Origin of the sequence: Empedobacter sp. GD03797 (assembly GCF_029842105.1) — a bacterium.
Lineage (GTDB): Bacteria > Bacteroidota > Bacteroidia > Flavobacteriales > Weeksellaceae > Empedobacter > Empedobacter falsenii_C.
In genome coordinates this window covers 201,773-222,915 of the sequence record NZ_JAOCFS010000001.1, presented here as the reverse complement: position 1 = coordinate 222,915, position 21,143 = coordinate 201,773, and the positions used below count along the sequence as shown (strand labels likewise).

The following is a 21,143-nucleotide window of genomic DNA, read 5'->3' as shown; positions in this document are numbered from 1 at the left end:
AAGTCAATCTATGATACCTGAAAAATCAGGGTATCATACCCCAAATTCTAGGGTATCATAAGTGAAGTAATTTATTAGCTGAAGCTTACACGCCAACTTTGCTACATAATAAGAAGAAAATGGCAAGATTAACAGCAGAAAAACGCAAGGAAAAAGAGGAATTTGCGAAGCTTTTATTCACCAAGGAAAACGTTACGGATTTTACAGAATTGAAACGTCGTACTGGAGTGAGTGAAAAGACACTTCGAGCATGGGAAAAAGAAGGGAATTGGACGAAGTTAAAACGAAACATTGTCTTAACACGCGATGAACAAATGGCTTTGATGTACGATGAACTAGCCGAAATCAACGAGTTTATTCGTAACAAACCCGAAGGCTCTCGATTTGCTGATCATAAAGAAGCTTCTGTTCGTCGTCAATTGGTAAAGGATATCAAAGATTTAGAAACTAAAGCAATGCTTCCTGAAATCATCAATTCATTAACTCAATTCTTAGACTTTGTACGACGAAATGATATTGAAGACACAAAACTGCTTGCCAATTATGTAGATCAATTTATTAAACAAAAATTAAGAAGCTAATGGCATTTGTTACAACAAAATCACGAGAAGATAAAGCAGCTCTTGACTTTTGGGACGAATACTATAAATCCGTACAGAATACTGACATCGTTGACAGTTCAGAGCCTGAAGAGGAAAAAGAAAAACGAATCAAACGATTAGAAGCTGATCCAATCGAATGGATGAAACACCATTTCGAAAAGTACTGTACAGCAGAGTTTACAGATTTTCATAAGCGATTTATCAAAAGAGCTGTTCAGAACCCTGAAATCTATCTAACTAATGCTTGGTCGCGTGAGTTATCAAAAACAGGTGTAACGTTTTTGGTGATGATGTATTTGCATTGTACAGGACGCAAACGATTTACATTGATGATTTCTGCTACAAAAGATGCTGCCGAACGTTTATTGAAACCTTATAAACTTGCTTTTGAGAAAAACCCTCGATTACGAAATGATTATGGCGATCAAGTAAATTATGGTTCGTGGGCTGGTGATGATTTCACAACAAAGTCAGGTTCTCGTTTTATTGCTGTTGGAGCTGGACAAGCACCTCGTGGAGCTCGTAATGAAGAATTACGTCCTGACAGTATCATTATGGATGACTTTGATACGGACGAAGAATGTCGAAATCCTGATTTGATTGATAAAAAATGGGATTGGTTCGAGCAAGCTGTTTATGGTACTCGTTCAATTTCAAATCCTTTATTAGCAATATGGAATGGAAATATTATCGCAGAAAACTGTTGTATTAAAAAAGCTATTCAAGTATCAGATTATTTTGAAATTGTTAATATACGTGATGAATTTGGACGTTCAACATGGTCTAAAAATTCAGAAGAACATATTGATAGAGTTTTATCAAAAATTTCAAAAGCATCAGGTCAAAAAGAATACTTTAACAATCCTATAATATTAGGAAAAGTTTTCGATAAGCTTCATTATGGCAAAATGCGTCCTTTAAAGGACTATAAATATTTAACAGCTTACACCGATCCATCATATAAACAAAAAGGAGATTTTAAAGCAACTGTTTTAATAGGTAGATGGAAAGATGAATATCACGTATTAAAGGTCTACTGTAAACAAACATCTACTGCTGAGATGTTGGATTGGCAATATGAAATTTTAGATTGGGTAAATGATCGAGTTCCTGTTTACTTCTGGATTGAGTGGCCATGGATTGATGATATGTTAAAAGAAGAAATTAAAAAGGCTAATAAGCGTCATGGGTTTACACTTCATTTAAAAGCTGACGATCGTAAAAAGCCTGAAAAATTCTATCGTATTGAATCAAGTTTAGAACCATTGAACTCTAATCATAAATTGATTTTTAATGAAGCTTTAAAAGATAATCCACACATGAAAGAAATGGAATATCAATTCTTAGCTCTTTCAATTAAATCACGGGCTCATGATGATGGTCCAGATGCAGTAGAAGGTGGAGTTTGGCGTGCTAATCATAAAGCAAAAGAGAATGTCGGACCTCCAATAGTTATAACTGCTCATCATAATCAAAAAAGATATTAATAACAGACGATTTCATTGAAATTTATCTTTAATGTATAAACAAATATATTATGTATTTATCACCTGAAGAACTAAAAACACACGCCTATGAAGAAGAAATAGGCGCAATCATACGAAACGACGAAACAATTGCTTTGGCTTCTATTGACATGGCAATTGAATATGCTTCCTCAAAATTAATGAAGCATTATGATATTGAAGCTGTTTTTGCAACAACTGGAAAAGCTCGCAATCCTTTGCTTTTAAAAATTGTAAAAGACATTGCAATTTGGGAACTAATCGGTTTAGCCAATCCAAGTATTGATTATGAAGACAAAAAGTTTCGTTATCAGCAAGCTGTAGATTGGTTGACAGCAGTATACAAAGGTATGCCAACCACATTACCACCAAAAACAGAATTAGATGATAGTAAAGCGTCAAGTTTCACATATCATTCTAACCCACCACGAACTAATTACTATTAATTATGACACGAAAAAATAGATTAAAAGCCAATCAGAAAAGCGGTAAACAAATCAATATATCACAAACATTAATTGTAAAACCACCGCAACGTAGTAGTGTTGGAATTGAGAAATGGCGAAATGCCATGAAACAAGCAGACAGAGGTCGACGTGCTCCATTGATAGAATTAATTCAAGAGATTATGGATTCTGATCCTGTTTTCTTCGAAGCATGGGATAAACGAGTTCGTGCCATTACAAATGCTGATATAGTTTTTCAAACAAAAGGAAAGGAGGTTGAAGAAATGATGGATTTCATTGATACAACTGAATTTGAGGAAACTTTAAAAGAAGCAATGAATACAATTCTTTTAGGGAAAACTGTTGGAGAATTAGATTTTGCAAATGGATATAAGTTCAATTTAATTGACCGTCGACATTTAAATACAGAAACAAAGCAAATCTTAATCAACCAATCTGATACAGTTGGTATTTCATATGAGAATAACGATTTCTTATTGAATCTTGGAAAGGATAATGATTTAGGTTTAGCAATGAAAGTGATGGCGTATGCAATTTTTAAACGGAATGGAGGTGCAGATTATGCGCAATTTTGTGAATTATTTGGCATCCCACAACTCGCAGGACTATACGATCCTGAAGATGAAAAAGGACGCGAGGAAATGGAATCAGCTTTCCAAAAACGTGGTTCTGCGGGTTCTATTGTCATGTCGAAAAATGGAGACATCAAAACGATTGGGAGTGAAACTTCAGGAAATGCAGTTGTACATGATGGATTTTTAAAATGGTGTGATGAGCAAATTCTAATTGGATTAATTGGCCAAACCATGACAACAAAAGATGGTGCGAGTTATTCTCAAGGAAAAGTTCATGGAGATACAGAGAACGATATCAACAAAGCTGATAGACGTTACATTCAAAGGATTTTAAATGAAAAACTTTTACCAATTCTTGAAAAACGTGGTTATCCTGTAAAAGGTGGTTGGTTTTCATTTCCTGAGAAAGAAAAAGCATTATCAAAAAAAGAACAATTAGAAATTGCAATTGAAGTAGACGAAAGAACAGAAGCTGGTATTGATGAAAAATATTGGTACGAAAATTTTGGACTACCAAAAGGAAATAGAAAAGCTAAACCTGAAACAGAAGAGGAACCAACTCCTGAAGACGAAGAAGAAACTGATCCAATAGAAGAAAAAGCAACAAAAAAAACGAATCAAAAAAAGACGAGCAGATCTGTTCAAGGTAAAAAGGTACAAGCGCAAGAATTATCTTTTTGGAATAAGCTGAAGAATTTTTTCGACAAAGCTCCTCGATAGAACTCACGCTATACGAGGAGCTGGATTGGAAAGCTCTTGAAAAAGATTATGAAAATTGCAATCATTCGCATCAATTGAATTCTGATGACAATCAACCTGATTGGGCTGATTTATTAGCGGCTCAATGGATGGATACGGTAAAGGAAGTTTACAAGGATAAAGATTTACCAAAAGATAAGGTTTCACGCCCAATTGTCAAAACACAAGCAGAACGCTTTGAACAAGGTGTAAATTCTATTTTAGGAGAAGTTGATTTTGATTCACCAGAATTTTATTTACGTGAAGTTTTGCGCAAAAATATGTGGCAATTTTCTGCTGCTAAAAATTACAATGATTGCGTTCGTCTTAACAATTTGTTATTAGATGAGAATGGTAAATTAAGAAGCTGGAGCGACTTTTTATATGAAGCAAAAAAAGTCATTGGAGATTCGGTTCGTTATCTTAAAACAGAATACAATACCATTGTTGCAAGCGCACAAATGAGCCGTTTGTGGTACGAAATACAACGAGATAAAGCAATCTTTCCATTTGTTCAGTTTTTGGTTGTACAAGATGATCATACCAGCGAAATATGTAGTCCGTTACATGGTTTAATTTTTTCGGTTGACGATCCAGTATTAGCGTATTATTTTCCTCCTAATCATTTCAATTGTCGTACAACAGTTAAAAAATTGCGATACGGAGTTCCATCTCAGAATTACAGCTTACCTGAAATTCCTGAAGCTTTTAAAAATAATGTTGCGCAAACAGGTGAAGTATTTACAAGTGAAAACAAATATATCGCAAATGCACCGAAAGAATTAGGAAGTGATTTAGAATATTACGAAGAAGATGGAATCCATATTTCCAATTTAGCTGAGAAATTCTCAAAGAGTAAAGTAGAAAGAGAACGCCAAAAGCAAGAATTTGAAAACCGAAAAGTTGCAGCTAAAACTTTGAAAGAACATTTTAATGAAGAAACCTACATAATGCCTGAGATTTTACCACAACATTGAAGTTTTGATTTTCATTTTAAAGGGCAACCAATTGCAGGAAAAGTAACTGATATAAAAGTTGGTTCTGATTTTTGGGAGTTAGAAAGCTATGAAGGTAAATTCAAGAAAACAAAGCTTGGTCGAATGATCAAACATGGCCAGGAGCAATCAAATAATGTTGTGATTAAAATGAATCATAATATTCCATTAAAACAGATTAGTACCCAAATGCGTGAATTGTTTGATAAAAAGGAATTTCAGATTACAGCTACAAGAATTTATATTATAGATCATAAAGGAAAGTTGATCTACATTTTTGATAAAGATAAATTCTATTAAAAATAAAGTAGGACTTAATTTCTTAAGTCCTACTGCCTTTAACCTAAGTCAAAGGGGGCACAGAATCGAAATCCCGTTGGTACAAATATACAACATTTTTAATTATGATTTAAAAACCTTTTAAACACTATTTTAATGGTAACAGACAGAATCAGTAAATTACAAAAGAAGTTGGCAGATACAATTAGAATTTTACCTCCAATATTAGCAAATGAAGCAATTAATTTTTCATTAAATAGTTTTGATCAAGAAGCTTGGAGCGGCAATTCTCAGGAAGTATGGAAAAAACGAAAAAACCCAACAAAATGGGGGAAGCCTGATGAAACAGGGCGTGCTTTATTGATGAAAACAGGTCAATTAAAGCGAAGTATTCAAGTTGTTAGAGAAGATATTGATAATGGGATAATATATATTGGAGCTGGAGGAGCAGATACACCTTATGCACGTGCTCACAATTTTGGTTTTCGTGGAAAAGTTGACCAAAATGTTAGAGCATTTACTCGCAAAATGAAAAACGGAAAAACGCAACAGGTAAAAGAACATCAACGTACGATTCATCAAAATATACCAAAGCGTCAATACATTGGTGGCGACAAAGATTCGCCTTATTTAAAAGCACGTTTACGTCGTGCATCAATACTGGAACTTAAAAAAATATTCAAATAATGGAAGAAATATTATACGAGCTAATTTTAGAAAAATTAGATGAAATCAACGAAATAAAATTTAGTGATTTAGATTTTGGACAATTAATGGTTGAAGTTCCTCCAATCAGCTATCCTGCTGTTTTGGTATCGATAGATTATCCAACAACAAACAATATCAGTCGATTATTACAAGAAGTAAGGGCAACTATCAAATTAACGATTGTCACTAAAGCAATTACAGAAACAAATAGTTTAGCTCCAAAAGAAATTAGAAGTCAAGGATTAGAATTTTTGCGATTACGCCAAAAAGTGTACAAGAAATTACAAGGTTTCGGAAACGAAGAATTTTATCCATTCGAACGAAAATCGATGCGAAATGAAACACTTAGGCAAGGTCTAAAAACAACTGTGCTCCAGTTTGAGACATCTTTCCATGATGATAGCTCCAATTCATAAACGGAAAGTAATCTTTCAGCGTAGTTGTTGTGAAGTTTTCTGTTTCTAAATGACAAATATAATCGGTGTGAGCAGCCAATAAATCTGCAATGCGCGATTGAGAGATAAAGAATTCTTTCTCTAAGTTTTCTAAGCATTTAGAGAACTTCAGACCATTCAATGAACTGTAAAAATAAAAGCGCGCAGTCAACAGCTTATTGCGATCAGCAATAAGATTCTCATTACGTCCTTTTTTGATATTTACAGATTGATTGGCTTGCATGTTTACAAAATTAATAAACCCCAACTTGATTTGCAAATTGGGGTTTATTGTGGTTAGATTATAATTTTTTGTTCAACAAATGATTGCCATAAATTACCATACGATTTCTTATACTCTTCTACTAAATTCATATCAACTATATCTGTTAAAATAGATACAAATATTAATCTATCAATAGCTGAAATGACATAATCAATCCTCAATTGATTTGATTTTGTTGTATTCTTTATTCTTTCGACACACAAAGCAGGATATCCATTTACAAAAGTTCTTTTTGTACTCTGAGACACAACTCCATTTGATTCAGGTATAATTGTATTCATATACTCATATAATCTGTTTAATTCTGCATCTTCACCAGATAAAATATATTCATTGAAAAGTTTTTCACTTGCTCCATGTTTTAAGAAAAATAAACTTAACAAAGATGATGAACCTTCTTTATCTATTTGTGTTGTAAATACTGAATTTTTATAATCATTGAATATTAAATTATCATCACCAAACATGACAATTGTTTCTGTTTTATTAAAGTTAAAAATTGCTATATTTTCATCTTTTAATCTTGAATATTCTACTGTTGTTTGGCCGATGCAAAAAGATGATAACAACAATAGTAAGTATAAGTATTTCATTTTTTTTATTTAAAATTAGTATTTTTTGGATTAAGAAAAGTATCTCCAAATATTTTATTCACTATTTGAGGTATATTATATTTAAATTTTTCAGAAATTTCTGGCAAGGTATAATCTCTTGACGGTACTGCATAACGTAATTTTTTAACTGTTGTACGACAACCATCATGATTTGGAGGAAAATAACATGCCAAAACGGGATCATCAACAGAAAATATTAAATTATGTAAAGAACTACAAATTTTACTTGTATGATCATCCTGTACAACTAAAAATTGAACAAATGGAAAGATGGCTTTATCTCGTTGAATTTCGTACCAAAGTCGACTCATTTGAGCGCTTGCAACAATGGTATTATAATCTTTTTGTAATAAATTATAATCAATTTCGATTATGTTGCATATGTTTATCGCATCATATTTAAAATTATTCCAGTTCTTCAAATTGCTATTTCCATCTAATAATAAATTGTTTAACAAAATATTATCATCTGACGTTTTAGCTGCCGAAAATTGCCAGTTATTTTCTAATAAAATTTTTCTCAAAAGATAGTCTGGTTGATCAAAATTAATTTCTCCAATTATCGGTTTTGGAATTTTATTTATGTGATCTTTCTGTATATTATTAGCGTCTTTTGAAATATTGTTTTTTATTGTATCCATCCATTGAGCTGCTAATAAATCTGCCCAATCAGGTTGTTTATTTGAATCACTCATTATATATTTTTTACGAAAAGTCTTTTATAAAGATATATATTTTCTTTAAATAACAAAAGCCACTCTAGTTGAGTGGCTTTTCTTCTTCTTTACCGCATATTTTGCAATAAGATGGTTCATATTGTCCTGCTAATGGATCAGAAACCCATTCATGATCACATATATTTTGCAAAGATAGAATTGCAACATCAACATTCATTGCGTGTGCATCTGCTTTTTTCTTTGCTTTTTGCAACTTCTTAAAAAGCTCAACATTCAATGTTACTCCCATCTCTTTTGGTTTATGTATGTTTCAGCATACGGCATCGCTGTACCGTCTATTTTCTTTTTATCACGTTCCTTGGGTAGATGAAGCAAAGCAGCCAATTGTTCTAATGGTTTTAGCTTTTCGTACTTCTTTTTTGCAACGGATTTTGTACCATGCTTTCCGTATTCTTCCCAAAATCGGTCAAAACTCAAATCTGCTGGTATCTCTTCGACTTTAAAGTCTTTGGCTTTTTGTTTCCATTCTTCCATCTTATCCAATGTGTAAGGTATATTGGTATAAAAGAACTTTACAATTCCTACAATCGTGTTAGAAATGTTATGTTGAAAAAGAATTAACCAACCATTAAGATTGTATTCATAAATCACTTCACCTGTAAAGTGATCACTTGTTATGATGTATTTTTTCCCCTTCATCTTTTCTCATTATTTCACGGTAAATAAATAATTCTTTTATCAAGCCTCTCAGCTTTTCTACGAAATAAGCTATTGCTATTCCTGCTAAAATTCCTATTAAAAATTGATTTGTTATCATAATTGCTCGTGTATTTGGTTTGCGATTTTTAAAACTACCATATTGATATATGGACTTTCGGATTCAACCTGCTGAAAATCTCTTAAAATAAAATGAAGTGCATACGCTTGATGGTATTTTAAACTGATTTTAAAAGCCTTCACATTCATTCGCTCTGTTATGAATTTTTTGAGCATCTTATCCGCCAATTCATAAATGATGGATTCTACTAATTTGGTTTCAGGCGTTGGAAGGCTTTGCTGGTTTATTCTGTTCTCGATGATTTGATTAATGATATTCAATTCATCATTTTTTAGTTCAAACTTTATTTTTTGCATATCTAATAAATTGGAGGTTTAGGTCTTTCGATTGGTTGGTAGTGAGAGATTAAATTAAAAGGGAGTAAACTAAATTCACTTTTTAAAACAAAATGCTTGCTTTGATATAAAGAAAGGCATATTTTATCTTTATATATTATCCAGCAATCAACTATGTATTTCGGTAAATCATCTTCGCTTTCAATTTTTATCCAACCATTGTTTGTTTCGATTCCTTGAAGTGAATTTGGACGATAAAAATAATAACCTTCATCAGGAGAATAAATCTCAATACTCAAATCATCATTAAGCATTTTACATTGATTATTGGTTAAAAATTTTTCAGACACTAATCCGTATTCATCAATCTGTTCCTTTACATCTAAATAGTAATCTCCCCACGCATCCTTAATCTTTTCTTTTTTTTGTCATCCTACTTCCATTTAGATTTTACCATATTTTCTAAAGCTTTAATGACTTTCGAGATATCCTCGTAATTCATATCCTTTAATTTCTTATCCTGTACTGGACATCTTGCTGATCTAAACCAACCGCCTAAGCGTTCTAAACTTGCAAATCCTGTCTTTTCATCTATCCAATCAAGCTCACGAGCTAAGGATAATATTTTCATGTGTCGAGGATTGTTTTTGTCAAAGAGCGCATAAGAAGTGTAATCTGCAACTCTACCAGTCGTTAAGTAAGTTATTACGTCGTCAGCTTCGTTTCTTGAAAGGTCTTTTGTAGATTTTACCTCTCTAAAAAGAAACTCGGAGAAAAACTCCAACCGCTCGTCACGGTTAGAGAATTTTCCACTACAAATCGTTTGTATGATTTGGATTTGTTCTGGGTTAATTGTTGTCATAATAATCGCATATTATCTAATAAATCATCCTTTTCTGCTTCTCTTGGGCTGATAACAATTATTTGATTTACATTATCCTCAACTACTGTCTCAGCTTCAATAAGATTTAAAGAAAATCCATCATCCAAATAAATATCTCTGTCTTGATCAACATTCTGAAGCTTCTCTATTAATTCTTTTACAGTCATTACTCTATATTTTTAAATTTAACTTTAACGTCTTTTTGAATAGCCTTTAAATGGTTTTTAAATAGTGTTATCTCAAACCATTCGAATTTTACTTCAGGAATCCATTTTCCTGATTCGGATTGATAAACAGCCTTGCCGTTTACTATATATCCTTTGTCTGATAGTTGCGTGATTTGGTTTGGCATAGTTAATCGTGATTTTTAGTTCCTTTAAAGTATATATAAACAAATAAGCCTGTTATGAATAGCAACCATGACCCTATCATGATTGCTATAGCTTCTAATATTTTTATCATTAATCGATTGAAAAATTAAAGTTGACACGTCTAATATTTCCTTCACCGAAATCAACCATTTTGTAACCTCGAGCAAAACGTGAAGTTCTAATATCAATCAAAGCTTTATCGATGATATCCATTCCTTCAGAAAACAATTCGCTGTTGGCACGATCACGCATTTTATTTAATTCACGAACTTTCTTTGGATCGTAGTTTCCGTTAGAATCTGTTTTTAATGCGATTTCTAAGAACTCCATCAAAATCTTTTCGTTTTCCGTTTCACCTGCAAGGCTCGACATATATTCTCTGATTTTTACAATTCCTTCGCCTTCTGTTCCGTTGAATGAAGGTTTTACATTCCAACCAACTTTTATCGACGCAGAACCATCATCAAGTGTAAATGTGTGCGAATCTTGTTCTCGCTTTTTATTTCCGTACACTTCAGCTCTTAATTCAATTGCTGGTTCTATGTGTTTGAAAAGATTAAGTAAACGTTCCTCCACATCATCACGTTTATCGATGAAAAAAGGCACTTCAGATAGAACCACATCATTCTCTAATTTTTTAAGCAAATCTTTGTCTTGTTGCTTTTTTGCCTTCTCAGCTTTTTCCTTTTCTTTGATTTGAGATTGTAATTTTTCTAAATCTGCTGGAGATAATTTCTCGATGTCTATTGTTGTCATATTTGTTATTTTAAGTAATTCCACGTTTCTTTAAATTTGTTTGGCAATTGAACAAAGCCACCTTTGTCGATGTTTTCAACCCAGTTGAAAAATTTCGGTTTGTAATTGTTTACTTTAATTTTTAGGATCAAAGCTTTTATTTTGGTTCGGGTAGATCGTTCTAAATCTGCACCTCTGTGTATCGCTTTATGAATTTCACATCGTTCCGTGAGCGTTAAGACTTCTTGAGCATTCGTATCGTAATTAAGAACCAATAGCATTTCTAACTGTTCTCGATTTAATCTTTCATTTGTCATAGTAAAACACCTATTTGTTGATGAATTTGAGTTGGACACTGATCTTGTATGGTTAGGGAACTTGAATCTTTTAAATCTGATATGAGATCGAGATAGTAATAGACTTCATTTTTTGCTGTTCCTGCCATTGGATCATTAGGATTTTGAATCAGCCAATTATTTAATCGTTCAATTCGCTTTTCAAGTTGTTTTTTATTTAGATACTGTTTGTCCATTGTGTTTTAGATTATTGATTAATGTTTGTGGGTAGAAGTCCTCAATTTCAGCAGTCATCCATCTAAAAACCTGAAAGAGTTGCATTGGATCAAATTCGCCAGTAAAGAAATCTTTGTTTTCGTTGTAAAATCGATGTTCAATCTTTCGATATTCATTCTGATACCAGTTCCATACTGCATCACATCTTGTTATTTTTTCAAGTAAAACTGATTGAATTTGAGCCGTTCTAAAAGCCCATACTTCAAATGCTACTCGCATTTCATTTCTATACTGCATATTTGATAATTGTAATGCAGCTTTAACTTCTAATTGTAATACCTCGTAATTCATAGTGTTTTGTTTTAGATGATTTCTTTCCAATATTTAGCGGCTTTTTCAGCCCAAATCGTAAAAGGTTTCCCTCCTCCATTCAATCGACCTGAAGGAAACATTTTATAACCTTCAATCCATAATTTCAAATCGACATCATAACGAATATCGTCTGCCAAAGCTCCTTTCGGTTCTTTTCCTTTTGCTTGACTCACCCAAATAATCCCTTTGCCCTTATCTTGCATCAATTCTTTGAGTTGGTAGTATTGATTTTTATTAATTCTTGTATACTGCACAGAATCGATTATCAAGAACTGTGGAGACTTGTGTTTATTCATTCGTTCTATCATCTGGTCAAATGGTTCGCGATCTAATAGAATGAATGAGTTTTCGCAATCTTCCATAAAAGTTCGTTGAATAGTCATCTGCATCGTGTGGCTTAAACCTTCTTCTAATGAATTATAAGCCACTGTACCGAATTTTGTCAAGTGTTTAGCTAACTGCATCGCAAAAGACGTTTTACCGTTACTAGAATTACCCCAAATGATAGCTGAGAATGCTTTATCAGGATTTCCTAAAGAATCAAAGAACTCGTTTTCTAATTTTAATGGCGAGAATTTTTTGGTAGTGATGTTAGATATAGAGTAAGCACGGTTAGTTTTCTTTTTTGCCATACTTTTTATTGTATATGTAATAGGTTTGCCTTTTTATTTTACATCGCTCAAAAAAATCTAGAATATTTTCACCTTGCATCCGTTTAGCTTTTATTTCTAGAAATTCTTTTTTTGTCCACTGAGCTGGTTTGCAAAAGTTTTTGCTACTTTTATGATTAATACCTTGCCCTCTTTTACTCCATTGTAAATTTGAATAATGCTGACCTTTTTCTTCGTCTATTTTTTTAACAACATATTCTTTGTTCTCAGAAAGCCCGTGCCATGCTTCACAAACTAATCGCATAGTAGTTACCGATTTATTAATGAAAACAGTCATTGTTCCATCCGAATTATGATATTGTCTGATTAATTCATTATTTAAATAAATCTCTGTTCCATCTTCATTTACTTTTAAACCTTCAATAAGCGGATGAAAGCGAAACTCTTTATGCTGCATTTGCTCGTTTATTTGCAATTACTAATCTTTTTACTCTTCGAATATCCCCATCACAATCTTTTGAAATAGCTGATATTGCACGTTCATCTGTTACCCCATTTATTTCACAAACTGATTTCACATCTGCATAACTGGTTGGGTCTAATTCAATAAATCGTAAACCAATTCTCGAATAGATTTCACGATAACCTTTCTTTTGAGCAGTAACCCCACGTTTAATTCGGGTTTCTAAAAAGCGTGTTGCCATCAACATGATTCCTGCGTGATCTTCCAGTTCGTTGTAAAGTGTAATAAAGAACAATAGAACTTTGTCTTGAAGTTTATCAGCTTCATCAAGAATGATTAACGGCTTATCAATTGACTTAAGAGTTGTAACAACTTTCAACATCATTTCAGGCATCGTCATGCCGTCTGATTCTTTTCCCATTTTTGAAAGCAATTCTTTCAAAAACCATTTCTTATCCCAATATTCGTTACAGCTCAATCGAAAAACATTCGCATTATCAGCTTCATAATACTTTGCTGTTTCAGTTTTACCACTACCTGCATTAGCAGTAACTGCCATTACCAACGATAATCCTTGCGCATCAGAAAACAAACGCATCAATTCTTTCGAATTATTTGTTTCTGCAAATTTCCAATCATTAGCTCCAATACCTAAAAATGCAGATACACGTCGCCACATTTCATCAGCTATATTCTCCCAATTATGATTTCTCATTTGTGAAAGTGTTGCTGCTGATACTGATTGCATTTCGGCAGCAACTTTATTTTGAGAGCCTTTCTGAGCGATGTAACGCTCTAAATTTTCTACTACTACAAATTTGTCTTGTTGTGTCATTTTAATATCTTTTAATTATTCTTTAAATAGTGTTTAAACATTGATTAAATAAAGCTTTACCACTTTCTGTGATACTCATCTATATCAGCTTGCATTTGTTCCTCTTTCGGAAGGTGTCCTTTGAATTTCATTGCTGTTTCTTGATCTTCTATCATTGTTTCAACTGTTACACCTGCACGCTTCATAATTGCTTCAGCTTCGGCTAAATCTCGTTTGAATTCATCTTCACGTACTGCAATATCTTTCAGCATCTGATCACGAGAATGTTCTTTCATCAATACAGGTATTTGTTGATAAGTGCGTTTCTTCTCAGCATACGCCACAAATACTTTTTCATTTTTTGCATTCAGTTTGTAAAGCGCGATATACTGATCTAATTGTTCAGGATCATAGCGAACGATTAACTGTTCACCTACATAATTTCTTCGGAACTCCATATCGATTTGACCATTCTCATCATATACTTCAAATAAATAATCTTTACCCTCAACCGTCATTGGCATACCATGTCCATAGTATTTTTTAGGTTTAGATTCATCTAGCCAGAATAAACTCATTTGATCCATGTAGTCTAACTCGCTTCTAAATGGAGCTTCCTCCGCGTATAGATCATTTCTACAAATCGTCATATCACGTCTTGATTTTGAATTCCATTGAATAACCGCTAACTCAAACCATTGCCACAACTCTTCTTTTGTTGGTAATGCACCTTTAAACTCGATTAAGAAATCAGTATTTGGTTTATTATCCTCTTTACGAACTTTAATCGATTGTTTGTCAGAGAACCACATCTTACCAATTACTTGTTGTTGTAGGCGGTTAAAAATCTGCTCAGCAGGCGATCCTGTTTTACGACCAACCATGTGTGGGTAATGCGTTCCTTTTTCAGGCATCAAACGATCATATAAATCTTGCATTTTAGCCGATTTATGCCCTGATTGATTATCATACGTCAATAAATACGGTCGAGCGCCTGCAACGTTAACAGCTTGCTTAATTGCTCTAAAGTGTGCTGCATGATTTTCTGTGAAAGCGATATCCCAACCAATAATTTTCTCTGAGTAAACATCAAACACAACATCAATTTTCATAGAAGCCGCCATTTTCTGTTTGTTATCCTCGTAATGCACCCAATCCAGCTTAGTACCATCAATCGACCACCAAGAATTCGGGAAGAAATCAGAACGATCTCTGGAAAGAGAATGCCCATACTTTTTCATGTAAGCATCTTTTCCATGACGTGCTGCATACCATTTGCGCATTTGCTCAGGTTTATTTAACCAAGTCAAAATTGTTTTCTCGGCTATCGACTTCCATCCATTTTTCTCACGAACTTCATTATACACATCCATCACTTCAGGTACCGTATATTTAATCGGTAAACAATACTGAGCCAATAAAAAGTCTGCAATATCTCCTGTGATCTTAACCGTATTCGTGTTTAGGAACTTCCCTGAGACATTCGCCTCATAACCATCGTTTAAATACTTCTTAAAGGCTCTTTTAAACGACAATTCATTCTTGTATCTCGTATGCAACCATGTTGTTGGTAAATTTTGAATTGCTTCTAACATTTTAGACCACATTTTAGTTTTACCTCCAAACTTGCGTTGCACAACCACATTAGTGGCAACATGATTAACTGCATTGAAGATTGTTGCTTGATGCGTGTATTCCTTTTGCTTCTCTTCAGGTAGATTTGATCCATCTTCCAACAAATAAGATTTGTAGAATTTTTCTGCTTCTAAATCGTACTCGATATAATCTGCTAACACTACATATCTTACTTGTTCGTATGGATCACCAGCTAAAGCTTTAATCTTCGTTTTAAAACGATCAGGAATACTTTCGTAAGCAACCAATGCACGACGTCCGTTACCACCAACAGATATTTTTTTGATCTTACCAGTAGAACACATTTTTTTATAATTGCCTTCACTGATAATCTCATTTTCCCATAACCATTTACTGGCTACACATAAAATATTTTGTTGGTATTCGAACATATTACTCTTCGTTGATTGATTTGATTATTTCTTTTAGATTATCTTCAATTGCTATAAATTGAGATTGATAAAATATTGTCATAACTATATTCTTTTAAGATTATTTTTTAGCTCTAACACAGAAGCTTCTGCTTCTTTTAACATTTTTTTGTAATCTTTTTTAATACTATCCGAAGTCTCTGATTTTCTGTCACCATCTAAACTCATGGTTATAAAACGCTTTGAAACTCCGTACTTTTCAATTAATCTTTCAACTACTAAAGCATTGTAGTTGTTTTTTTTCTTTGTAGGTTTGCCTATCGTTTTCATTGTTCCAACATTTTGAACAAAGATAATGACAAAATTTTATCATTAACAAATTATATGGACAAAATTTTAGCACCAATAAAACAAAGAATTATACAATTAATTGAATTAAAAGAACTTGAAAAGAATAAATTCTATAAAGAATTAGGAGTTTCAGGCTCTAATTTCAGAAGCCAAAGTTTATTTAGTGAAGTTGGAGGCGAAGTTATTGCTAAAATTTTAGCAAAATTTCCTGATATCAATGCCGAATGGTTGATAACTGGAAATGGCTCTATGTATAATATTGATAACAATTTCTCTAACCTACCTATTGACAATAATGTTAATGAAATAAATACCAGTTATATAGCTGACAATATAGGAGACGAAGTGAAATTATTTGATGCAAGTCAAGAACCAGAAATATTTACGAATAGTCATGGAAATAAATTTCATGTTTACCCAGATGGAACTATCAGAATTGAAGTTTTAAAAATCCCATTCCCTGCATACGCCAGTTATGTAGAAAGTTATTTTGATGAAGTAAAATTAAAAGAAGACTTTTCAACTATCACTTTTAAAGTAGATCATATTGGACGAGGTTATTATTTAGGCTTTGAATCTACAGGCGACAGTATGTGGAATAATGGAGGATATGACACTCCTTCTGGAGCTGATATACTTGGACGTGAAATAGATCGCCAACTTTGGATTGACGGATTTAGAAAAACCACTTACGGATTTATAATTGTGTCAAAACAAGGAATTTGGCACAAAGACATTAAAGAAATTACAAATGATGGAAAATTAGTTTTAACATCAAGAAATCCAGAATGTAAACCATTCAAATACCCTGTAGATGATATAAAACAAATATTTCATGTTATAAAACGCTCTTTTTAATGTAAAAAACTGAATTTCAATACATTATAATAATACAAAACCTTATTGTTATAGGATTATCCCTATGCTAATAAGGTTTTTTTATGCTATAATGCTAAAATTTTAGCGTTATAGCATTTTTAATAATAATATTTCATCATTATTTAGTAACCCCAAAAGTAACCCCAACCGTAACTGCAAAAACTATTTTTGTATCGTTTATCAATATTTCAATTTCAAAGATATTTTATACAAAAAAGCCTTTTAAACAGATATCTAAAAGGCTTTAACTATTTCATAATACCGCTATAATAGTAGTTTCAAGCAGTATTTATTGTTATTATGTAATTAGATTACGCTAATTGGTATTTAAAGGATTTAAAAAGGGTAATTTAATGGTAGTTAAATGTAGTTAATTATACTTTTCGTTAGAAGTTGCAGAACAGGGCTTTTTTGCTTCAATCCCTTTGTTTATCGGGTTTTCTAGGCTTTTTTTATTATTATTTATTTATACTTTTCGTTCTATCCCCCTTAATATCATCAAAGTTGTTGGAAAACAAATGGAAATCAACAAAAAAGTTGTAATAAAATAATCATTTATCAATCCATCATAAAAAAATCCTTCGCTCATACAAGTGAAGGATTTTTTAATTTAGTAAATGGAAAAAATTATTAGTCATTATTGATATTTTTCTTAAAAAATGTGCTTCCATATAGAAACATGATTAATAAAAAAGGGATACCAAGCGTGACTGATAATAAAATAAATGTTTTTAACATACTAATAAGAAATATTTTAGTTTCTAATACTTTTATCAATTTACAATTAATAATTTTATATTATTCACAATAAAACATCTTTTTTTATTTATTAACACTATTTTTATCAACTTGATAATTAAAAGCTTTTCATTAATATAAATTCATAAAAAAAGTCGCTTAAAATTAAGCGACTCATATATAGAAAATTCTATTTCAAATTATTGGTTCCCCTTTGCGTAATCAGCTAAGAATTGTGCTAATCCAGAATCTGTTAATGGGTGTTTTAACAATCCTAAGATTGATGATAAAGGTCCTGTCATAACATCAGCACCAATTTTTGCACAGTTTACAATATGCATTGTATTACGAACTGAAGCGGCTAAAATTTGAGTTTCGTACAAATAGTTATCATAAACCAAACGAATTTCTTCGATTAAGTTTAAACCATCTGTCGAAATATCGTCTAAACGTCCGATAAATGGAGAAACGTAAGTTGCACCAGCTTTTGCAGCTAATAATGCTTGCCCTACAGAGAAAACTAAAGTTACGTTAGTTCTAATTCCTTTTGTAGAAAAGTATTTACACGCTTTTACACCATCTTTCGTCATAGGAATTTTAACTACGATTTGAGGATTTAATGCTGCTAAAGCTTCACCTTCTTTTACCATTCCTTCGAAATCAGTAGAAATTACCTCAGCAGAAACATCTCCGTCAACTAATTCGCAAATTGCTTTGTAGTGATTCAAAATATTTTCTTGACCTGTAATTCCTTCTTTTGCCATTAAAGATGGATTTGTTGTTACACCATCTAAAACTCCTAAATCTTGGGCTTCTTTAATGTCAGCTAAGTTAGCTGTATCGATAAAAAATTTCATTGTTTGTTTGTATTTCGTTCAGGCAAAATTAAGGATTAAATTATAGAAAACCATTTAATCTTAAAGATTCGATCAAAAATATTTTAAACCGCTGTATATCCTCCATCAACAAGGTAATAACCGCCTGTCATAAAGGATGCTTTGTCCGAACTTAAGAATAAAACTAACTCCGCAACTTCTTCTGGCTGCCCCAAACGACCCATTGGATGTTTTGTAACAAGCAATTCTAAATGATCTGCACTCAAATTATTCGACAACAAAGGTGTCATAATATAACCTGGTCCAACTGCATTGCAACGAATATTTTTTGGTCCATATTCAGCTCCAATATTTTTCGTCAAACCTACAACTCCATGCTTTGCAGAAGTATAAGCCGAACTCATTGGTGCCGCAACTGTCCCGTGAATAGAAGCCATATTGACAATAGAACCTCCTCCATTCTTTTCCATTGCTTGCAATTGATATTTACATCCGTAAAAAACACCATTAAAATTGATATCGATTACTTTTTTCCAACCATCTAACGGATAATTTTCTGTTAACTCAGCAGGCCCTCCAATTCCAGCATTGTTACAAGCAATATCAAGTTTTCCATAAACTTCAAGCGTTTTATTTACCAATGCCTCATTATCTTCTGGCGAAGAAGTATCAGCTCTGAAAAATATCGCTTCTCCTCCATTCTTTTTGATGATTTCCACCACTTCATTTCCGCCTTCTTCATTAATATCCGAAACCACAACTTTAGCACCCTCTTTCGCATATAATTCAGCAATTGCTTTTCCAATTCCTGAACTCGCTCCTGTTACAATTGCAACTTTATCTTTTAAACTTGACATAATTTTATGATTTTAATTTGAATAAAGTTACTCATTTATAATCGGATAAATAAATCATTTAGTATAAATAACATTATTTTAAATCATTCAATTTTAACAAATATTCTTTATTAATTTTTGTATCGATTATATATAGGTTAAAAACAATTCTAATTTTTTATATTTGATACAAATAACTTTTTAAATGAAAAATTTAGTAGCTGCTATTCTTTTATGTAGTTTTTCTACGATAAATGCACAAGAAACAAGTGATTATAAATACATCAATATTCCAGAAAAGTTTTCGGGTTTTGATAAAGATGAATATCAATTAAGTAATCGATTAAGATATATTTTAACGCAGAAAAAATACGAAGTTTTACCTTCTGATAAATCTACTTGGCCAGAAGACGTTGTTCTAAATCCTTGTTTAGCATTGAATGCGGATATTTTAAAAGTTAAAAGTTTTCTGAATAATAAATTAGAGGTAAGTTTTACAGATTGTTCTAATAAAAGTATTCAAAAATTTGAAGGAACATCTAAAATAAAAGAGTTTGACAAAGGTTACCAAGAAGCTATAAAATTAGCCTTAAATCCTTTAAAATCTCAAAATGCGAAAGCTTCTGTTCCAATGGTGAAATTAGAAAAAGCCCAAACAGAAACAACAACTGCATATATACCCGAACCAATAGGAACACAAGTTGCAACTACAAATTTGTTAACGGACGGAACAACTACGTATCAAATAATAGAACTGCATAATGGTGGATTTATGTTAATGTCGGAAAACGGAAATCAGGTTGTTGCAACATTTAAACCAACTCTAAAAAGTGGAATTTATAGAGTAATTGTTACCAAAGGAAATTCAAATTATTTTTCGGTTGGTTATATCAGTGGAAATACTATTTCGTACGAGGTTTCTGAAAATAATACTTGGAAAGAAATTAAATTATCTGCTAAATAATCTACTATGAAAACTATTTTATCAAGTATATTTATTATTGCTTTATCATCACTTCAAGCACAAAATGTAACAGATTACAAATATGTTATCGTACCTCAACTCTTTAAAGATTTTGCGAAAGACGATTTTCAATTGAATACCGGACTAAAAACCGCTTTGAGAAAAAAAGATTATGAAGTAGTCAATGAAAATTCTATTCCGTTAGATGTGCAAATCAATCCATGTTTAGCTACAAAAGCTAACATTGAGGAAGTAAAAGTGATGTTTAGAAATAAATTAAAAGTGACTTTTACTGATTGCAATAATGCTGTTGTTAGCTCTTATGAAGGTTCGTCAAAAGAAAAAGATTTTACAAAAGGTTATCAAGAAGCTTTAACACTTGCTATGAATCAGGTGGGAAAACAAAATGCGATAGATTTACCTGTAACTAAAACAGAAAATACAAAAATTCCAACCATTAAAGAAACAACTAATAAAATCGTTAATCAAGAATCAAATAAAACTGTAGAAAACAAAAACGTTTACAAATCGAACGGAAAAAATTACACGACAGCAAGTACAAATAACAACGAATTTGTATTAATCGATCAAGAAAATTCAAAAGTTATTGCACAATTTTATCCAGCTACTCAACAAAATGTTTTCCATGTCACAGTGATTTCTCAAAACGGAAATTATCAAACAATTGGTTATTTAAATGGAAATAATATCATCATCGAATATAAAACAGGTGATAAATCTTGGTCAACTACAACTTATTCAAAGTAAGTTTTTATAGT

The 21,143-nt window shown here is 32.1% G+C and carries 32 protein-coding genes; 11 read left to right on the top strand and 21 right to left on the bottom strand.

The window, feature by feature from the left end; all coding sequences use genetic code 11:
* Nucleotides 1–119 precede the first annotated feature (119 nt).
* The 8 genes from N5D90_RS01315 (at nt 120) to N5D90_RS01280 (ending at nt 6,285) form a co-directional block, all read left to right on the top strand.
* Entirely contained in the window at nt 120–581 is a 462-nt protein-coding gene (locus tag N5D90_RS01315; RefSeq protein ID WP_280061311.1) for a transcriptional regulator, read from the top strand.
* Nucleotides 581–2,089, top strand: coding sequence for a hypothetical protein (locus tag N5D90_RS01310; protein ID WP_280061310.1), 1,509 nt, complete (start codon nt 581–583; stop codon nt 2,087–2,089). The genes N5D90_RS01315 and N5D90_RS01310 overlap by 1 nt, the downstream gene beginning before the upstream one ends.
* Before the next feature lie 50 nt (nt 2,090–2,139).
* Nucleotides 2,140–2,553 carry a phage protein Gp36 family protein gene (locus N5D90_RS01305; RefSeq protein WP_280061309.1) on the top strand — a complete coding sequence of 138 codons (414 nt, stop codon included), beginning with the start codon at nt 2,140–2,142 and terminating at the stop codon, nt 2,551–2,553.
* 2 nt (nt 2,554–2,555) lie between these two features.
* A complete protein-coding gene (locus N5D90_RS01300; RefSeq protein WP_280061308.1) occupies nt 2,556–3,869 on the top strand; it encodes a DUF935 family protein in 1,314 nt (437 codons plus the stop codon).
* Between the two features lie 74 nt (nt 3,870–3,943).
* Nucleotides 3,944–4,864 (top strand): minor capsid protein, encoded by a 921-nt coding sequence (locus N5D90_RS01295; protein ID WP_280061307.1) that lies wholly within the window; start codon nt 3,944–3,946, stop codon nt 4,862–4,864.
* A gap of 123 nt (nt 4,865–4,987) precedes the next feature.
* A complete protein-coding gene (locus tag N5D90_RS01290) occupies nt 4,988–5,182 on the top strand; it encodes a hypothetical protein (protein ID WP_280061306.1) in 195 nt (64 codons plus the stop codon).
* A gap of 135 nt (nt 5,183–5,317) precedes the next feature.
* A complete protein-coding gene (locus N5D90_RS01285) occupies nt 5,318–5,848 on the top strand; it encodes a phage virion morphogenesis protein (RefSeq protein WP_280061305.1) in 531 nt (176 codons plus the stop codon).
* Nucleotides 5,848–6,285: a hypothetical protein gene (locus tag N5D90_RS01280; protein ID WP_280061304.1), complete on the top strand. Its 438-nt coding sequence runs from the start codon at nt 5,848–5,850 to the stop codon at nt 6,283–6,285. Before N5D90_RS01285 ends, N5D90_RS01280 begins: the two co-directional genes overlap by 1 nt.
* Here the strand turns inward: N5D90_RS01280 and N5D90_RS01275 are convergent.
* The 19 genes from N5D90_RS01275 to N5D90_RS01185 all read right to left on the bottom strand — a co-directional run bounded on the left by N5D90_RS01275 (nt 6,215) and on the right by N5D90_RS01185 (nt 16,090).
* Nucleotides 6,215–6,547 carry a hypothetical protein gene (locus tag N5D90_RS01275; protein WP_280061303.1) on the bottom strand — a complete coding sequence of 111 codons (333 nt, stop codon included), beginning with the start codon at nt 6,545–6,547 and terminating at the stop codon, nt 6,215–6,217. The two genes, N5D90_RS01280 and N5D90_RS01275, sit on opposite strands and share 71 nt — an antisense overlap.
* Nucleotides 6,548–6,600: 53 nt before the next feature.
* Complete coding sequence (locus tag N5D90_RS01270; protein ID WP_280061302.1) at nt 6,601–7,182, bottom strand: hypothetical protein; 582 nt, start codon at nt 7,180–7,182, stop codon at nt 6,601–6,603.
* A 5-nt stretch (nt 7,183–7,187) separates the two neighbouring features.
* Nucleotides 7,188–7,898, bottom strand: a complete 711-nt coding sequence (locus N5D90_RS01265; RefSeq protein ID WP_280061301.1) for a minor capsid protein — start codon at nt 7,896–7,898, stop codon at nt 7,188–7,190.
* A gap of 64 nt (nt 7,899–7,962) precedes the next feature.
* Nucleotides 7,963–8,169 (bottom strand): hypothetical protein, encoded by a 207-nt coding sequence (locus N5D90_RS01260; protein WP_280061300.1) that lies wholly within the window; start codon nt 8,167–8,169, stop codon nt 7,963–7,965.
* Nucleotides 8,160–8,579: a hypothetical protein gene (locus N5D90_RS01255; RefSeq protein WP_280061299.1), complete on the bottom strand. Its 420-nt coding sequence runs from the start codon at nt 8,577–8,579 to the stop codon at nt 8,160–8,162. The genes N5D90_RS01260 and N5D90_RS01255 overlap by 10 nt, the downstream gene beginning before the upstream one ends.
* Nucleotides 8,580–8,693: 114 nt before the next feature.
* Nucleotides 8,694–9,014, bottom strand: a complete 321-nt coding sequence (locus tag N5D90_RS01250; protein WP_280061298.1) for a hypothetical protein — start codon at nt 9,012–9,014, stop codon at nt 8,694–8,696.
* Between the two features lie 2 nt (nt 9,015–9,016).
* Nucleotides 9,017–9,343, bottom strand: coding sequence for a hypothetical protein (locus N5D90_RS01245; RefSeq protein WP_280061297.1), 327 nt, complete (start codon nt 9,341–9,343; stop codon nt 9,017–9,019).
* A gap of 83 nt (nt 9,344–9,426) precedes the next feature.
* Entirely contained in the window at nt 9,427–9,855 is a 429-nt protein-coding gene (locus N5D90_RS01240) for a hypothetical protein (protein WP_280061296.1), read from the bottom strand.
* Nucleotides 9,852–10,043 (bottom strand): hypothetical protein, encoded by a 192-nt coding sequence (locus N5D90_RS01235; RefSeq protein WP_280061295.1) that lies wholly within the window; start codon nt 10,041–10,043, stop codon nt 9,852–9,854. The genes N5D90_RS01240 and N5D90_RS01235 overlap by 4 nt, the downstream gene beginning before the upstream one ends.
* The gene (locus N5D90_RS01230; protein WP_280061294.1) at nt 10,043–10,228 is read right to left on the bottom strand and encodes a hypothetical protein; all 186 of its coding nucleotides are present in this window, start codon (nt 10,226–10,228) and stop codon (nt 10,043–10,045) included. The genes N5D90_RS01235 and N5D90_RS01230 overlap by 1 nt, the downstream gene beginning before the upstream one ends.
* A gap of 109 nt (nt 10,229–10,337) precedes the next feature.
* Nucleotides 10,338–11,003, bottom strand: coding sequence for a hypothetical protein (locus tag N5D90_RS01225; protein ID WP_280061293.1), 666 nt, complete (start codon nt 11,001–11,003; stop codon nt 10,338–10,340).
* A gap of 5 nt (nt 11,004–11,008) precedes the next feature.
* Nucleotides 11,009–11,299 carry a hypothetical protein gene (locus N5D90_RS01220; protein WP_280061292.1) on the bottom strand — a complete coding sequence of 97 codons (291 nt, stop codon included), beginning with the start codon at nt 11,297–11,299 and terminating at the stop codon, nt 11,009–11,011.
* Nucleotides 11,296–11,514, bottom strand: a complete 219-nt coding sequence (locus tag N5D90_RS01215; protein ID WP_280061291.1) for a hypothetical protein — start codon at nt 11,512–11,514, stop codon at nt 11,296–11,298. The genes N5D90_RS01220 and N5D90_RS01215 overlap by 4 nt, the downstream gene beginning before the upstream one ends.
* On the bottom strand, nt 11,492–11,845 hold the full coding sequence (locus N5D90_RS01210; RefSeq protein ID WP_280061290.1) for a hypothetical protein: 354 nt from the start codon (nt 11,843–11,845) through the stop codon (nt 11,492–11,494). The genes N5D90_RS01215 and N5D90_RS01210 overlap by 23 nt, the downstream gene beginning before the upstream one ends.
* A gap of 11 nt (nt 11,846–11,856) precedes the next feature.
* Nucleotides 11,857–12,498, bottom strand: a complete 642-nt coding sequence (locus N5D90_RS01205) for a hypothetical protein (RefSeq protein WP_280061289.1) — start codon at nt 12,496–12,498, stop codon at nt 11,857–11,859.
* Nucleotides 12,479–12,952: a hypothetical protein gene (locus N5D90_RS01200; protein ID WP_280061288.1), complete on the bottom strand. Its 474-nt coding sequence runs from the start codon at nt 12,950–12,952 to the stop codon at nt 12,479–12,481. Before N5D90_RS01200 ends, N5D90_RS01205 begins: the two co-directional genes overlap by 20 nt.
* Complete coding sequence (locus tag N5D90_RS01195) at nt 12,924–13,775, bottom strand: ATP-binding protein (protein WP_280061287.1); 852 nt, start codon at nt 13,773–13,775, stop codon at nt 12,924–12,926. The genes N5D90_RS01200 and N5D90_RS01195 overlap by 29 nt, the downstream gene beginning before the upstream one ends.
* A gap of 56 nt (nt 13,776–13,831) precedes the next feature.
* On the bottom strand, nt 13,832–15,781 hold the full coding sequence (locus N5D90_RS01190) for a hypothetical protein (RefSeq protein WP_280061286.1): 1,950 nt from the start codon (nt 15,779–15,781) through the stop codon (nt 13,832–13,834).
* A gap of 84 nt (nt 15,782–15,865) precedes the next feature.
* The gene (locus N5D90_RS01185; protein WP_280061285.1) at nt 15,866–16,090 is read right to left on the bottom strand and encodes a hypothetical protein; all 225 of its coding nucleotides are present in this window, start codon (nt 16,088–16,090) and stop codon (nt 15,866–15,868) included.
* Between the two features lie 54 nt (nt 16,091–16,144).
* Here N5D90_RS01185 and N5D90_RS01180 point away from each other — a divergent pair, with 54 nt between their 5' ends.
* Nucleotides 16,145–16,969 (top strand): XRE family transcriptional regulator, encoded by an 825-nt coding sequence (locus N5D90_RS01180; protein ID WP_280061284.1) that lies wholly within the window; start codon nt 16,145–16,147, stop codon nt 16,967–16,969.
* 959 nt (nt 16,970–17,928) lie between these two features.
* Here N5D90_RS01180 and fsa read toward each other — a convergent pair.
* Nucleotides 17,929–18,585, bottom strand: coding sequence for a fructose-6-phosphate aldolase (gene fsa, locus N5D90_RS01175; RefSeq protein ID WP_125349844.1), 657 nt, complete (start codon nt 18,583–18,585; stop codon nt 17,929–17,931).
* Between the two features lie 83 nt (nt 18,586–18,668).
* Entirely contained in the window at nt 18,669–19,421 is a 753-nt protein-coding gene (locus tag N5D90_RS01170) for an SDR family NAD(P)-dependent oxidoreductase (protein WP_038331427.1), read from the bottom strand.
* Between the two features lie 184 nt (nt 19,422–19,605).
* Between N5D90_RS01170 and N5D90_RS01165 the strand changes: the two genes are divergently transcribed.
* Nucleotides 19,606–20,364: a hypothetical protein gene (locus N5D90_RS01165; RefSeq protein WP_280061283.1), complete on the top strand. Its 759-nt coding sequence runs from the start codon at nt 19,606–19,608 to the stop codon at nt 20,362–20,364.
* A 6-nt stretch (nt 20,365–20,370) separates the two neighbouring features.
* Entirely contained in the window at nt 20,371–21,132 is a 762-nt protein-coding gene (locus N5D90_RS01160) for a hypothetical protein (RefSeq protein ID WP_280061282.1), read from the top strand.
* Nucleotides 21,133–21,143 lie beyond the last annotated feature (11 nt).